The organism is Nitrosomonas sp. Nm166, assembly GCF_900112825.1.
Lineage (GTDB): Bacteria > Pseudomonadota > Gammaproteobacteria > Burkholderiales > Nitrosomonadaceae > Nitrosomonas.
This window is the reverse complement of sequence record NZ_FONE01000039.1, coordinates 19,049-34,283: the sequence shown is the minus strand read 5'-3', so window position 1 is coordinate 34,283 and position 15,235 is coordinate 19,049. Positions and strand designations below refer to the sequence as shown.

At 45.2% G+C, this 15,235-nt stretch carries 16 protein-coding genes; 7 read left to right on the top strand and 9 right to left on the bottom strand.

The genetic code is table 11. From position 1 onward, the window contains the following. Positions 1–121: 121 nt before the first annotated feature. Entirely contained in the window at positions 122–370 is a 249-nt protein-coding gene (locus BM021_RS11355; RefSeq protein ID WP_090721149.1) for a hypothetical protein, read from the top strand. A 60-nt stretch (positions 371–430) separates the two neighbouring features. Further along, positions 431–1,318 (top strand): acetylglutamate kinase, encoded by an 888-nt coding sequence (argB, locus tag BM021_RS11350; RefSeq protein WP_090721148.1) that lies wholly within the window; start codon positions 431–433, stop codon positions 1,316–1,318. A 27-nt stretch (positions 1,319–1,345) separates the two neighbouring features. Here the strand turns inward: argB and BM021_RS11345 are convergent, their stop codons facing one another. Further along, positions 1,346–2,071, bottom strand: coding sequence for an RNA methyltransferase (locus BM021_RS11345; protein ID WP_090721147.1), 726 nt, complete (start codon positions 2,069–2,071; stop codon positions 1,346–1,348). 196 nt (positions 2,072–2,267) lie between these two features. Here BM021_RS11345 and BM021_RS11340 point away from each other — a divergent pair, with 196 nt between their 5' ends. The 4 genes from BM021_RS11340 to BM021_RS11325 all read left to right on the top strand — a co-directional run bounded on the left by BM021_RS11340 (position 2,268) and on the right by BM021_RS11325 (position 5,598). Then, positions 2,268–2,912, top strand: coding sequence for a plasmid pRiA4b ORF-3 family protein (locus BM021_RS11340; protein ID WP_256207883.1), 645 nt, complete (start codon positions 2,268–2,270; stop codon positions 2,910–2,912). Between the two features lie 275 nt (positions 2,913–3,187). Next, positions 3,188–4,540 carry a hypothetical protein gene (locus BM021_RS11335; RefSeq protein WP_143074331.1) on the top strand — a complete coding sequence of 451 codons (1,353 nt, stop codon included), beginning with the start codon at positions 3,188–3,190 and terminating at the stop codon, positions 4,538–4,540. A gap of 213 nt (positions 4,541–4,753) precedes the next feature. After that, entirely contained in the window at positions 4,754–5,188 is a 435-nt protein-coding gene (locus BM021_RS11330; RefSeq protein ID WP_256207884.1) for a type VII toxin-antitoxin system MntA family adenylyltransferase antitoxin, read from the top strand. After that, positions 5,185–5,598, top strand: coding sequence for a type VII toxin-antitoxin system HepT family RNase toxin (locus tag BM021_RS11325; RefSeq protein WP_090721144.1), 414 nt, complete (start codon positions 5,185–5,187; stop codon positions 5,596–5,598). Before BM021_RS11330 ends, BM021_RS11325 begins: the two co-directional genes overlap by 4 nt. A gap of 10 nt (positions 5,599–5,608) precedes the next feature. Here BM021_RS11325 and mnmE read toward each other — a convergent pair whose 3' ends face one another. From mnmE to rpmH, 5 genes are all read right to left on the bottom strand, one after another. Beyond that, entirely contained in the window at positions 5,609–6,964 is a 1,356-nt protein-coding gene (gene mnmE / locus BM021_RS11320; protein WP_090721143.1) for a tRNA uridine-5-carboxymethylaminomethyl(34) synthesis GTPase MnmE, read from the bottom strand. 72 nt (positions 6,965–7,036) lie between these two features. Beyond that, positions 7,037–8,935, bottom strand: coding sequence for a membrane protein insertase YidC (gene yidC / locus BM021_RS11315; protein ID WP_090721142.1), 1,899 nt, complete (start codon positions 8,933–8,935; stop codon positions 7,037–7,039). A 167-nt stretch (positions 8,936–9,102) separates the two neighbouring features. After that, a complete protein-coding gene (gene yidD / locus BM021_RS11310) occupies positions 9,103–9,312 on the bottom strand; it encodes a membrane protein insertion efficiency factor YidD (RefSeq protein WP_090721141.1) in 210 nt (69 codons plus the stop codon). Beyond that, positions 9,300–9,692: a ribonuclease P protein component gene (rnpA, locus tag BM021_RS11305; RefSeq protein WP_256207882.1), complete on the bottom strand. Its 393-nt coding sequence runs from the start codon at positions 9,690–9,692 to the stop codon at positions 9,300–9,302. The genes yidD and rnpA overlap by 13 nt, the downstream gene beginning before the upstream one ends. Before the next feature lie 3 nt (positions 9,693–9,695). Further along, positions 9,696–9,830, bottom strand: a complete 135-nt coding sequence (gene rpmH / locus BM021_RS11300) for a 50S ribosomal protein L34 (RefSeq protein ID WP_090721140.1) — start codon at positions 9,828–9,830, stop codon at positions 9,696–9,698. A 355-nt stretch (positions 9,831–10,185) separates the two neighbouring features. On the opposite strand from rpmH, the gene BM021_RS11295 reads away from it, so the two are divergent. Then, the gene (locus BM021_RS11295) at positions 10,186–10,656 is read left to right on the top strand and encodes a DUF5658 family protein (RefSeq protein ID WP_090721139.1); all 471 of its coding nucleotides are present in this window, start codon (positions 10,186–10,188) and stop codon (positions 10,654–10,656) included. Positions 10,657–10,729: 73 nt separating this feature from the next. Here BM021_RS11295 and BM021_RS11290 read toward each other — a convergent pair whose 3' ends face one another. The 3 genes from BM021_RS11290 to BM021_RS11280 all read right to left on the bottom strand — a co-directional run bounded on the left by BM021_RS11290 (position 10,730) and on the right by BM021_RS11280 (position 15,235). After that, positions 10,730–12,067, bottom strand: a complete 1,338-nt coding sequence (locus BM021_RS11290) for a TolC family outer membrane protein (RefSeq protein WP_090721138.1) — start codon at positions 12,065–12,067, stop codon at positions 10,730–10,732. A 5-nt stretch (positions 12,068–12,072) separates the two neighbouring features. Beyond that, positions 12,073–13,425: an HlyD family type I secretion periplasmic adaptor subunit gene (locus BM021_RS11285; RefSeq protein ID WP_090721137.1), complete on the bottom strand. Its 1,353-nt coding sequence runs from the start codon at positions 13,423–13,425 to the stop codon at positions 12,073–12,075. A 70-nt stretch (positions 13,426–13,495) separates the two neighbouring features. Beyond that, positions 13,496–15,235 carry a type I secretion system permease/ATPase gene (locus BM021_RS11280; protein WP_090721136.1) on the bottom strand — a complete coding sequence of 580 codons (1,740 nt, stop codon included), beginning with the start codon at positions 15,233–15,235 and terminating at the stop codon, positions 13,496–13,498.

The following is a 15,235-nucleotide window of genomic DNA, read 5'->3' as shown; positions in this document are numbered from 1 at the left end:
GCGCGCTAAAAAGCCTCGAATCAAACCAGGAAACTATGCGCGGCATTACCGGATGGGATTGGATTATTAATGCTGTTCCTAAATAGAATTGGAATTAGGTGTTTATTTCGGCTACCATCCCATGCCATTTAATTTAAAGTCACGCATATTACTGGTTTCACCCGGCGATAAAATGTATACAGGTTTCATAGTCAACAGCATGATGGGGATTAGAAATTTGTCTGAATTTACCCCCACTAAATTGGCAAAGACAAGATTGCCTAAGGGCATTACCGCGCAATATCAGGATACAGAAGAGCGATTATGGCAGAAATTAAGCTTGCACGAACTCATGCAGGATGAAGAGTTCTTGCACATTGCTCTCGAGTGAATCTGTAACTGTACCATCTAAATAGAATTTCTAGAATTAATTGAACTGATTGAGAAAGCTATGCTGAATTCCCAAGCTCTTGCGAAAGACAAAGCCAAAATTCTGGCGGAAGCGCTACCCTATATTCAACGCTTTCATGGTAAAACCATCGTCATAAAATATGGCGGCAATGCTATGGTTGAGGAACATCTCAAACAAGGATTCGCGCGTGATGTGGTGCTGCTGAAGCTGGTCGGTATGAACCCAGTAGTTGTTCATGGAGGTGGTCCGCAGATTGATGACATGCTTAAACGCGTCGGCAAGCAAGGTGAATTTATCCAGGGTATGCGCGTCACCGATGCGGAAACCATGGATGTGGTGGAAATGGTGCTGGGTGGATCGGTGAACAAAGATATTGTCAATCTGATCAATCGCCACGGCGGCAAGGCAGTTGGTCTGACAGGCAAAGATGGAGCTTTTATCCGCGCCAGGAAAATGCTAATGGCCGACCGCGAAACTGCGGGGAAATGGATCAATATTGGCCAAGTTGGCGAAATCGAATCGATCGACCCGTCGCTCATTGCACTCCTTGATACACAGGATTTTATCCCGATAATCGCGCCGATTGGTGTTGGTATCGAAGGCGAAGCGTATAACATCAACGCCGATCTGGTGGCCGGCAAACTGGCGGAAATTCTGCAGGCGGAAAAACTGATTTTGTTAACCAATACAGCGGGTGTGCTGGATAAAGATGGCAACCTGCTGACCGGTCTGACTGCGCAACGAGTCGACGAATTGTTTGCTGATGGTACCATCTCTGGCGGCATGCTGCCGAAGATTGGCTCGGCACTGGATGCGGTCAAAATGGGTGTCAAATCCTGCCATATTATCGACGGGCGGGTGGAGCATGCATTGCTACTCGAAATTCTGACCGACCAAGGGGTCGGCACACTGATCAAGAAAAATTAGGAAAGCGCTTAAGAAAAGTATCAGCGCTTACCAGCGCTTGCCTAGAGTCGTCAAAATACCGCGCAAAATCTGAACTTCTTCTTTCTCCAGCCGTGCTCGGGCAAACAAACGGCGGATGCGTTGCATCAACAGCTTGGGCTTTCCTGGATCGAGAAAACCGCTGGCGATCATCAACTGTTCAAGGTGTGCATACAATAGTTCCAGCTCGTTAAAACTGGCCAAGGGATCGATGGCGGCTGCAGGGGCTACATTTTCTGTCAGCGCCATGCGCAGCTCATAAGTCATTACCTGCACAGCACTTGCCAAGTTGAGTGAGGGGTATTGTGGATTGGCCGGAATATGAATAATGATCTGGCATTTATTCACCTCTGCAGTCGTCAGTCCCGAATTTTCCGTGCCAAACAATAAAGCCACCGGCTGCTGCCATGCATAGCGCAATAACTCCCGCGCTCCCTGCCGCGCATCGAACACTGCATGCGAAAGTTCGCGTGGCCGAGCTGTCACCGCTGCCGCGAGCACGGTATCTTCCAGGGCCTGATCCAATTCACTGCAAACCTTGGCTTGTTGCAGAACATCAAGTGCATTGGCAGCCCTGGCTTCTGCTTCCGTATCGGGAAAAAACTTTGGATTGATCAGATACAACGCATTCAGTCCCATCGTTTTCATCGCCCGTGCTGCCGCGCCGATATTGCCAGGATGACTGGTATGGCTGAGCACGATGCGAACGTGATCAAGCGGGCAAGGGGTATTCATAATGAAATCAGGCTCATGTCAAGGAAAGAGAATTGCTGATTTTAACAGAGGAAAGAATTAAGCGTATTGCTCAGAAGAAGCCGCATCAACATAGATTATCGTTGTGATGAGGCTATAATGATAAAAACCTTATTGTTTCCCATTATCGGGTAACAATTCGAATCAGCGTTTTTGTAGTAATGTAAACAACAATACAATGACGAAAACAAGATATCCGATATTTGTGACCGGATATACGATTATCTTTTTGGGAGAAATGCCAATGGGTGTACGTGCAGCAGCAAAATCTTTACGATCAATCTATCAGCTCAAGGTTACTCTTAAAGGTATCCGGCCGCCGATATGGCGCAGGTTTTTGATAGCAAGCACAGCCAGTTTGGCGGACGTCCATACTATCTTGCAAATCGTGATAGGATGGACCGATTCGCATCTGCATGAATTTACCAAAGGGAGGGATCGTTATGGCATGCCGGATGAGGATTTTCCTGAGGATATCTACGATGAAGCCAAGTACCGGCTTGATCAGGTATTGAAAGAGGAAAAGGAAAAATTGATCTATACCTATGATTTCGGTGATGGCTGGGAGCATGACGTGGTGCTGGAAAAAATCCTGCCATTTGAGGCAGATGCAAAATTACCGCTGTGTCTCAAAGGAAGCCGCGCCTGCCCGCCAGAGGATATTGGTGGAGTACCGGGCTATGCGATGTTCCTGGAGGCAATTTCAGATCCAAAGCATCCGGAGCACGACAGCATGTTGGAATGGATTGCGGATGATACCGGTGATACTTTTGATCCTGAGCGTTTTGATTTAGATGAAGTGAATAATCTGTTGCAGGAGTAATCAATGGGAATGCCTTATTCTGCAAGCGATTGGTTGGTGCTAAATTGATTCAGCCAAACGGATCAATATCACAACAGTATTGCTTCGTATTCTTTTTGAGCGCATAGTAGCGGGGCGGGAACTTTAAATTATTGATGCGGGAAATTCTGAATAAGTTTGATTTTGCCGTTTCCTGATTTCCTGGAATCAGGAATCAATAAACCAGCTGCCAGTTTCCGCAGGCAAAATGACTTTTTGGAATTTTCTTGACCGAATCATAAAAGGAAAGGAGAAAGATGATGAAAAAGTCGACAAGCACTCGTGATCATGTAATATTTCCTCTGCATTCCTGCATTCCTGCATTCCTGCATTCCTGCATTCCTGCATTCCTGCATTCCTGCATTCCTGCATTCCTGCATTCCTGCATTCCTGCATTCCAAGTTCACTCCAAGTCTATAACGACGTGGCTTTCTAGTTTGCGTTACTTGTCATGTTGTATCTTACTGCTGGCAGGGTTGCTGTTAGTCGCGCATCCTGCCCGGGCCGAAGTCAAAGCCGGGGATATCTTAGTTATCGGAGGAGGGGGGACGGATGGACGCGATGCATTGTTTGTAGTCAATCCAGCAACGGGTCAGCGTACCATTCTCAGTGACTTTGGCAATGCGGCCCAAGGTAACTTGGTATCATTCATCTCTAGCGTTGCAGTATTCCGCTGCCGCTCTGATGAGCACGCGGAATCGGCGAGCGGTGAATCCGGGAACAGGAATCCTCACCGTTGCAGTGACGGAGAAACAATGCAGATTTTTGTCTCCGACCTTTCTACTGGAGACTCTGGGGGCGCCCTTCTTAAGGTCGATCCCAACACCGGTCATCGCACCCTTGTCAGTGACCTCGGTCAGGGCGATATTCAAGGGTTTCCTTTTTTTGGCCTGGCCGTGAATGCCAAAGGCGAGGTAATAGCGAATCTACTTAGGGAGGAACCACCAAGGGGTACACTTGTTCGCATAGATCCCGAAACCGACGCGCGCGTTCTTGTCAGCGACCTTAACAACTCAGATCAGGGGGCGATCGACTCAGGCAGGTTCATCACTGACCTCACTATAGAACATTCAGGAAAAATTCTGATTGGTACATCCAATATAGATAATTTTAGTTCGGCAATATTTCGCGTTAACCCAAGTACGGGTAAGCGCAGACTGTTGAGCGATTTTACGGATGCCGCACAAGGGCCTGTTACCGACTTGTTCTTTAACTCCGGCTTGGCGATTGAAACTTCAAAGCAAATTCTGGTTGCCTCAGGCGTTGGATTCCTCTTGCGAGTAGATCGCAAAACAGGCCAGCGCACCATCCTCAGCGATTTTGACAATCCGGCGCAAGGTATTGTAGCGCAAAATATCCGTGGTGTTGTGGTGGAAGAATCTGGAAAAATCATCGTTGGCGCTGTTGATGCAGTGATTGGAGAGACTACCTTATTCCTCCGGGTAAATCCAAAAACAGGGAAACGTGTTGTACTGAGTGATTCCTCTAACCTGGAACAAGGTCCACCAATCAGTATTCCTATTAATTACCTGGCGATTGTGCCCGAGGACGATGATGCTGATGCTGAGGATGAGGATGAGGATGAGGATGAGGATGAGGATGTGGATTAAGCATCACTATCTCTAACCTACCTTTGAGGAGCACGACATTTTTTACCGAGCTCTTCAAAGGTATCCTCTGAAAAACTGTCATTTCGAGCACAGCGAGAAATCTATGGCATTGATTCCCAAAGATTCCTCACTGTGTCCGGAATGACAAATCGTTTACTGCATATCAGAACCTAGTATGATTGTTGGATCTATTGTAGGAAAGGTTGGTTGAAGGTGAGCAAGGATAAAGACAGTATCGCTTCATGCGAAAGACTGATTCAACAGATTCTGGAAACCTACCCGGATACCCAGGCGATTTATCTGTTCGGATCGTGGGGTACCGAGTATGAGCGGCCGGAGAGTGATGTGGATATCGCGGTGCTGTTACCTGCACCGCAAGCTAAAAAGGCCGGTTCTTTAGTATTGAGCGATTTGCATCTTGCGTTGCAGGCGGCGTTGGATAGAGAGGTGGATCTGATCAATCTGCGCCAGGCACCGACGGTGTTGCAAAAAGAAGTGGTGATGGCAGGACGGAAAATCTTTTGTGTCCCGGGAACAACCGTTGATGAGTTTGAATTGCTGGTGCTTGCGTTATATCAGAAGCTTAACGAAGAACGTGCAGAGATTCTCGCGGAAGGTTTGCGCAGCGGGAGGTTTTATGATCTATGAATGATGTGATTTTGAATAAGAAAGTCAGTATCGAACGTTGCATTCAGCAAATAGACCGTTATTACCGCATGGATACTGGTTTGCCTTTTGTAGATGATCAGCTGCGGCAGGATGCGGTGGCGATGAACCTGCAACGCGCTGCGGAACTGACGATCGACATCGCTAATCACTTGATCAAGGTTCGCAAGCTGGGATTGCCACGTGATAGCCGGGAATCATTTTCCTTGCTGGAACAAGCAGGTTTGATCGATACAGAAATGATGCGCAAATTACAGGGTATGGTCGGGTTTCGTAATATTTTAGTGCACGAATACCAGAAAATGGATATGAATATCATGGTGCAAGTGATTGAACATCACAGCCGGGATTTGCTTGCGTTTGCCAATAAGGCGTTGAGTCTGGCGGATTAGCTTGTGGACATTATTTTCCGATACAAAAATGAGAAAAGATTTCTCCCAATAAATCATCAGCAGTAAATCGTCCGGTTATTGAAGATAGTGCAGATTGCGCTAGCCTGAGTTCTTCGGCCAGAAGTTCCAATTGATATTCACTGTTAGTCAATCTTTGCGCATTTTCCAAATGTATTCTGGCTTGTGATAGTGCTTGCAGATGGCGTTGTCTGGCCATGAAAACGCCTTCGCCGGCTTGATTGGATTGCCAACCAGCGATTTCCAGTATTTTCCAGCGCAACAGTTCAATGCCTTCGCCGGTTTTAGCGGACAGATGAATTTTGATGTTATTTTTCTCATCTTCAATTCGTGGTTCTTCATTGAGTAAGTCGATTTTGTTGAATACGGTGATTTGCGGTTTGTTAGCGACAATAGCATTAGACATTTGATCTTTGATATCGGGCTGCTGCTGGCTGCTATCGACCAGCCAGATTACCATGTTGGCGCTTTGAATGGCAGCATGCGTGCGCTCAATGCCTTTTTGCTCGACAATATCACTCGTTTCCCTTAGACCAGCAGTATCAATGATATGAATCGGTATACCTTGAATGGCGATGGTGCGCTGGATCGTGTCTCGCGTGGTTCCAGGAATTTCTGTTACGATAGCCACATCCTCTTCAACCAGTTGATTCAATAAGCTGGATTTGCCCACATTGGGTGCGCCTGCCAGAACAATTTTAATGCCTTCCTGCAGTAAGTTTCCCTGCCGTGCGGCGGAGAATATCTGTTCAAGTTGTGTATGGATATGATCCAACCGCTCCTTGATGTGTAATGCCTGCAGGTTATCAATTTCATCTTCGGGGAAATCAAGCGTGGCCTCAATGAGCATGCGTAGCGTGATCAATAAATCCACTAATTCTTCAATCCTGGTTGAGAAGTAGCCTTGTAATGAATGAATGGCACAGCGAGCAGCTTCGCTGGTGCTGGCTGCGATGATGTCAGCAACACTTTCGGCCTGGATTAAGTCAATCTTATTGTTGAGATAAGCGCGCAGTGTGAATTCGCCGGGTTGTGCCAGGCGGGCGCCCATGGAAAGGCATTGGCTGAGCAATAAATTCATCACTGCTGGACCGCCATGTCCTTGTAATTCAAGCACATCTTCGCCCGTGTATGAGTTGGGGGCAGGAAAATAGAGTGCAATACCCTGGTCAATGACTTGACCGTTCATATCCAGGAATTGGCTTAAATGCGCATAGCGAGGCTTGGGAAGCTTGCCAAGTATGGTTTCTGCTAACCTGGTTAAGTTCTTGCCAGAGATGCGAATGACACCGATTCCACCGCGGCCTGGCGGTGTCGCAATTGCAGCGATGATATCAGGGCTTACCATAATGAATTACGATGGTTGCCACCTTGAGATAACCGGTTATTCTGAAAAATAACCAGTTATTTTTATTACTTATTAGCGACGTTGCTTCTTGCTTTTGCGAGGCATTTTATGCTTGCTTGCTGCGATAGCAGGTGCTGGTGGTTTCTCCTTTTGCTCAGTACTTACACTACTAGTGCCTACTGCTGCACTTTCTTTCATTGCATCCTCGTTGACGGGTGCAGGCAATTGAAGTTCTTTTGTGACTGGTTCAGCTTTACCCTTTATTTTTTTCTTATTCTTATCGGCTTCTACTTCAGCCTTGTCTTCATACATCCGTGTTATTTGCCATTGTTGCAGAATGGATAGGATATTGTTACAAAGTGAATAAAGCACTAATCCGGATGGGAAAAAGAAAAAGAAAACGCTAAATGCAATGGGCATAATCTGCATTACTTTTGCCTGAATCGGATCCGCAGGTGTGGGACTGAGTTTGGATTGAATCCACATCGATATACCCATGATAACCGGCAGTACGTAATAAGGATCCGGCACTGACATATCGGTGATCCATAATGCAAACGGTGCATAGCGTAGCTCAACCGCTGCCATTAAAGTCCAGAACAAAGCGATAAAAACGGGAATCTGAACTAGAATCGGCAAGCACCCTCCCATGGGATTAATTTTTTCTTCCTTGTAGAACTCCATCATGGCTTGATGCATTCGCTGACGGTCACTGGCGTATTGTTCACGTATACGCTGCAACTTGGGCGTGACGACTCTTAGCTTTGCCATCGAGCGATAACCAGCGGCAGACAAAGGAAAGAAAAGAAGCTTAACAGTCACTGTCAGCAGAATAATAGCTACACCCCAGTTACCTACCCATGAGTGGTAAAAAGAGAGTAACCAGAATAGAGGTACAGCAAGTACTGTCAGCCATCCATAATCAACCGTCAATTCAAGTCCCGGCGCTAATTCAGCCAATTTATCCTGTTCTTGCGGACCGGCATAAAAAGGCATGACGATATTTTTGGTCTCGCCCGGTTCAATTGCGCCAACGGGTGTAATGACGCCAGCGGTATATTGATTAGGCGCCAGACGCTTCGCGTAATATTCGCGAGGAGTTTGTTGTGTGGGCAGCCAAGCAGTCAGAAAGTAGTGTTCCAGCATGGCTATCCAGCCATTGTCTGCATGGGTGGGATACTCTGCTTTATTTTTATCCAGATCAGAGAATTTTATTTTCAGGAATTTTTCTGCTTCCGTATACATCGCAGGTCCGGTGTACGAGTGAACCATCGCACTAGTGCCTGTGGGTTCGTTTGCATCTCGTAGCATTTGGAAATAAGAGAATGGAATAACCGTAGTCTCTCCCTGATTTACGATCTCAAACTCAACGTCGACGACATAGCTGCCACGATGAAAAGTAAAAATCTTTGCAACTTGTATACCATCGACTCCAGGAGCCAGAAGACGCACGACAACTTTATCCTGACCAGGCTCCAGTTCATAATTGTAATTATCAGAATCTACAGTATATTTTGTCTTATGGCTGGGCAATCCATTACCAATCAATCCTGATTGTGCTACATGAAAGCGTGCGGTTTTATCTAATAACAGCTCATAAGGCTTGTCTTTATCTTCTCGAGAAGGGTGCTTCAACAGGCCCAGTTGACGTATATCGCCACCTGCTGTGTCAATTTCAGCAACCACCATATCTGTTGTGATTTTGACTTTTTCACCAATTGCGAATAGATTGGGTGTGATAGATGGACTAGTACCTTCTATTTCAGAAGCAACCCCACCAGAGTTTTCCACTGAAGAAGTAAGCCTATCACCTGGTACTGGCAGTGGATCATGACGTTGATTAGAAGAATCTGAGGTTGCTCCAGGCGTTACTTGTGAGGCAGGCGGAGAGATTTCTTTTTGCCATGCATCCCACAAAAAAAGCAGAGAAGTGGAGAAAATAATAATAAGTACAAGTCTTTTTGTTTCCATTGTTTATCTGATCAGGTTGGTTTTTCTCGACATCATTGTCCTATGTCACGAGAATCAGCTGATATACCGCTCAGTATCTTACGATATTCTCATGTTATGACAGTTATTTGATCGATAGCTTCGAATAAATGGTGAGTTGCAGTTGCTGAATTTAAAACTCTATTCTATTAGGGCACTGGCTCGCACCCACCTTTGCTCCAAGGATTGCACCGCAGTATGCGCCAGATGCTCAATCGCGTTCCATGGAATAATCCATATTTTTCATAAGCCTCGCAGGCGTATTGCGAACAGGTTGGACTAAAACGACATGAAGGTGCAAAAAGAGGGCTCAGGCAGTACTGGTAGAACTTTATAAAAACAATAATTAGTCGTGACATTGCTGTAATTGGACCATTAATAATTGGGTTTCAGCGACTAATTGCGTCGAGTCATTTTTGGTGACAGAGCGCCGCACTCGTATTACCCAATCCATTTTCTTAAAATGCGCATCATTATGTTGGCTCTTACGAAATGTCTCTCGTAGTATACGTTTAATCCAATTACGCTTGACAGCGTGTGGCTCAATCCTTTTTGAAACAATTAACCCTATTCGTGCGTATAAAAGGTCATTAGGTTTTGCATAAACCTGGATTAAATTACCACTGGCCCGATATTTAAAATTAATTACTGCAGAAAATTCTATTGCCTTATGCAGTCTGCAATTGCTTGGCAGAGAATGAATTTTAGCAAATTTAAAAAATATAAAATTATTATCCAATAATTAGACGCTTAATCGAGCACGACCTTTTGCGCGACGGGCGCGGATGACTGCTGCGCCCCCCCGTGTTTTCATACGTACAAGAAATCCATGCGTACGCTTTCTTTTGGTAACTGAAGGTTGATAAGTTCGTTTCATTTTCTTTACTTTCTTTAGTCAATAGAACCGCGTATTAAAACTTGGTATGGTGGTAATGTCAATATTCTTTAAAAATAAATTGCTATTTTCTTGAGCAGGACGGTAATGGTACTGAATGTCAACTTGTACGTGGCATAGAATAAAACTTTTTTGATAACTTCTAAGATCACTTACTTGGGTCAATTTATTTAGATGTATGAAATTTTTATGAATGCAAAGTAGTTTTTACTTCATTGCAATTTATGAAAGAGGAATCTAAACTTGGCTAGAAATGAAATGAATTTTTCAAAGAATTGATGAATTCTATAAAAAATAATAACTTAAAATGCATAAATAACTCATAGGAGTATCGTGAATGACTCATACAGTCGCAATTTCTGATAATCGATACCGGGATCGTCGCCAAAGTATACCGTTCTTTTGTCCTTTTCATTTGGGAATTAAAGCTGGAAGGAGAGTAGGCAACCGTAGAGCAAGCCGTGGAAAGGCAGGATATGTTGATCGTTATGCAGGCCACTTAATGCTGTGTACGGTTACCATTTTATTTTTAAGCGCACTAGATGCTTTTCTCACGCTCAACATCTTGGCTAACGGGGGTGAAGAGCTTAATTGGTTGATGGCGGTACTGATTGAAAATGGTGTAGAAAAATTTGTTGGTTTCAAGCTGGCATTGACGGGGTTAGCATTGATATTGCTTGTTATTCATCATAACGTTCAATTAACCGCAAAAATACAGGTAAGGCATATTAAGTATATGATTCTGTTTGGCTACAGCATATTAATTAGTTATGAGTTGTATTTACTTGAGTTAGCCAGCGCTTTTTGATATTTGTAAGCCATGAAACGATAAGGAACAGAAGTGATCGATAGCGCTGAATATTGAGTATTATTGTTGATGGTTAGTTACGCAATGTAAAGTAACTGGCTACATTTCTGAGATCATCCAGTACCAGCGTGCCAGCGGCCAATTGGAGGCGAAGGTAGGCGAGCAGGTAGTTATATCGTGCTTGGGCAAGATCGCGCCGCGCTGTATGTAATTGTTGCTGAGCATCCAAAAGATTCAGATTAATGCGTATGCCACCGCGAATACTTTTTTGTGTGGCATCAACCAGCAGTTCGGCCGATTTAACAGCCAATTCTAGTGATTCAATTCTTTTGACGCCGCTCAGTAACAGGTTATATTGAGTGCGCAGTTCAACAAGTACTTTATCTGTGATGGCGTCCAGATCTGCTTCTGCTCGAGCGTGATTAGCTTTTGCCTGAGCAGTAATGGCGTTTACGCGACCACCTGCATATAAAGGAAAATTAACTTCGACACCTACCGTAGCCAGGCTAACGTCTCGATCTTGAGTAATGAATGACCCAGCTTTATTTCGGGTTAAGCTGGCAACGAGATCTACTCGAGGAGCGTGTCCGGCATGACTTTTTCTAATTTCTTCCTTTCCAGATGCCACAGCATGACGCTGTGTTACCAGCTCAGCATTGCGCTCAAGCGCTAAGGCGTGCCAGCTATCATAATCTTGCAGCTGGATGGCGCGAGAGCTGAACATATCGGATAATCGATCCAGTTGGGTTATTTTTTGCCCTATGATGGCTTCAAGTTTAAGCTGTGCGACTTTCAGCTCATCATTGGCCTCAATCACACGGGTCTGTGCAATCGCATATTTCGATTGTGTTTCAAGCACATCGGTAGCTGTTCCCTCACCTTTTTGTAACATGCGCTCATTCACGCGTTTAAGTTCTTCGAGGGAATCACGCTGTGTTTCAGCAAGCCTGACGTGATCTTGTGCAAGCAATGTTTCTACATAGGCTTCTACTAGCCGTACTACAAGCTGCTGGCTGCGAGCAGTAAATTTGGCGCGGCTCGAGTCAGCCTGTGCTTTTCCCTGTCGGTAACCAGCGATAGCTTCCATATTAATTAATGGCTGGCGCAAAGATAAGGTGCTTACCTGGCTGTCGAAATCAAGTGGTCTAGTGCCAGCAACCCCCGTTTGCGTGATTGTGCCGGTGCTTGTACTTTGTGAATGAGTGATGGATAAATTAGGCAGTAAACTTGCAAGTCCGATGGATTCCGCCTGCTGGCCTGCTTCACTTTCATGAAGTGCAGAACGGTAGATTGGGTCATGTTGCAGTGCGGCTTCATAGGCATCCAGAAGACTCAGCGCATGAACAGTGCTGGCTTGACCAAATAAAATGATGCCAGCGATAGCAAAAATCTTTTTGCAGGTGAATGTCATCGTTACTATTCTTCACTCATAGCTGAGTGAACACGATCAAGTATGGGTTTGAATAAATAACTCATCAATGACCGTTCACCGGTTTTGATAAATATTTCTACCGGCATGCCTGCTCTGATCTGCTGATCAGACAATTGTTTCATACCTTCAGAAGTTACTCTGATTTTTGTCGTATAATAGGGCAACCCGGTTCGCTCATCAGTCAGACGGTCTGCCGATACCTGGGTGACGATACCTGGAATATTAGGTGTTTTCTTTAGGTTGAGGGCAGAAAAAATTAAATCGACATGAAGATCAACATGCACGCGGTCGATTAAATGGACCGGCACTTGCCCCGTAATAACCAATATGTCATCACTGGGAACAATATCCATCAGTTTAAATCCTGGCCCTATGACACCTCCTTGAGTAAACACATTCATGCCAACCACGATGCCATCGACAGGGGCTTTAACTTCTATGTTGGCCAATTCAAAATCCTGCCCGTTCAAGCGACTGATTAAAGCCTCAGCTTCGCGTTGTATATCGGATAATTTTTGCCGTACCTCTTTCTGGTATTCTTGTAGCCGATGAATTCGGCGTTGTTCCGATTCTGCTATCTGGCGTTGAATACGTCCGATATTGCCAGTGTCTGAAGAAATTTCTCCGATCAGTTGCGTATAAGTACGCTCGAGATCCAGAACCCGATTGCGAGGCACAAAACCATCTTTTGCCAAATCACGCAGATTCACGAGCTGTTCTTCTAAGAATTTTAATTGCTGGTTTTTACTGGTCTTGGATGCTTCAAGCCCGCGCAATTGTACTTTTAAGCCGGCAGTACTCTCATCAAGCGCAGCTATTTCATGTTGCAGGGCTAGTTTTCTCGATGTAAATAATTGATTTTGTATAATAATATTATTGGAAACACGGAGGTCATGTTGCTGCGACAGTAATTCGGCAGGAAATATGATTTCATTTTTGTCGTCACGCTCTGCCAGCAGCCGTGCTTCCACGGCACGTGCTGCAAAGAGCTGACTGCGAGTTATTTCTGCTTGTGCCTTGATTTGAACATCATTCATGCGTACCAGCACTTGACCTACCTTAACATGATCTCCTTCCTTGACAAGGATATTTTCAATAATACCGCCGGTTTGATGCTGTACCGCTTGCAGATGACTGGCGACAGTGACTGTGCCTGAAACTGGTACACCTTTTTCGAGCGGTGCAAAGAATGCCCACAGAATAAATCCACCAAAACCCGCGATAACAATCCACCAACCGAGTTGGGTATGCAGGGTTTCATCAGTTTCGACCCGACTTGAGCCATCGGTAGCCATGTTATTAATAGCGATTTGTTTTTCTTCAGCAACAAGTTTCATAATTATTCCTGTTTGAGGATCGGTGTCTGCATGTAATCAAATAGCATCAATTGATAGATTCTGAACCGACTTAATTGACAGTTTGAGCCGCCTGACTTTGAGCGACTTGTTTCTTGGCTTCTTGCTGTTGTTTGGTTAATTTTTCTATGATTTGATTGGTTGGGCCAAACAATTTCGCTGTACCATCCTGTAATAATAACAATTTGGTGGTGACGCTCACGATGCTGGTACGGTGGGTAATCAAGACGATGGTTTTACCTCGTTTACGTAAATCAACTAATGCAGCTAATAAGGCCTGTTCACCCGCATCATCCAGATTGGAATTGGGTTCATCAAGAACAATTAATGAAGGATCATCATACATGGTACGTGCCAAGCCCAGGCGCTGCTTTTGTCCACCTGAAAGACCCGCACCACCGTCACCTAACGGCGTGTCATAACCCTCCGGCATATTCAAGATCATTTCATGAACGCCTGCACGTCTTGCAGCTAAAATAACTTTATTGGCGTCAATTTCTCCGAAGCGGGCGATATTTTCGGAAACAGTACCAGCAAATAATTCTATATCCTGGGGTAAATAACCGATATGTGGCCCTAACTCATCTTTATTCCACAGATAGACATCGGCGCCATCCAATCTTACCTTACCAGCAGCAGCCGGCCATACGCCTACTAACAAGCGCGCGAGGGTGGATTTTCCTGATCCACTGGGGCCGATGATGCCAAGTACATCACCCGCCGCCAAGGAAAAGGTTAATCCTTTAATGACAGGAACTTTTCCACCTGGCGGAATGGCGGTGACATTCTCAACAGCAACAATGCCTCTAGGCTTGGGGAGCGACATCCCTGCTTCTCGGGCCGGATTTTGTTCGAGTAATTTCGTTAAGCGCTCGTATGCACTACGTGTGCTGCCGATCTGCTTCCATACACTGATCAGTAACTGAACTGGTGCAACTGCTCTGCCCAATAAGATTGAGCCGGCGATCATCATGCCAGGAGTAATGCTGTTATCTAAGACCAGTAACGCACCCAATCCCAGCATCAGTGACTGCAGTGCGACAGTAAATGATTTGGATAGTGCAGTGACAATGCCCGCTTTTTCGCTAGCTTCTGCTTGCAAATTCAGGAAGCGGCTATGTAATTTATACCAGCGGGATTGTATGTTGGGTAACATGCCCATGGCTTCAATCACCTCGGCGTTACGTAAGTTATTAGACGCTATATTGGTGGATGCAATGGCCATTGAGTTGGCTTCGGTTAAGGGCTGATGCGACACTTTTTCATTGATGTAGGCCAGTGCGATTAATATCGCTGTACCGCATAAAGCGAAAACGCCCAGACCTGGATGAAACATGAATATCACGAATAAATAAATCGGGAACCACGGTGCGTCAAAAAAGGCAAACAGCGCGTTGCCCGTCAGAAATTGTCTTAAGTTAGTTAAATCTTTTAAAGCCTGCCCGGCATTACTATCGCCTTGTTTGAGGCTTTGCTCAAAGGCGGCAGTATAGACTCGCTTATTCAATTTCATGTCAAGTTGAGCGCCGACGCGAATGAGTACAAAACTACGGACATATTCCAACGCACCCATAAAAATGTAGGCGCCCAGCATGATCAATGTCAACATTAACAAGGTCATTTCGTTGCGGCTGGTCAATACGCTATCGTAGAGTTGTAGCATATAAATGGCCGGCATCAGCATCAGCATATTGATGACTGCACTGAAAACACCAATGTTGCGGAAAGTTTGTTTAAAGCTGGCGAGTACCTGCGCAACTTCATTCTGTGGAGCTTTAAATTTGAATTTCAT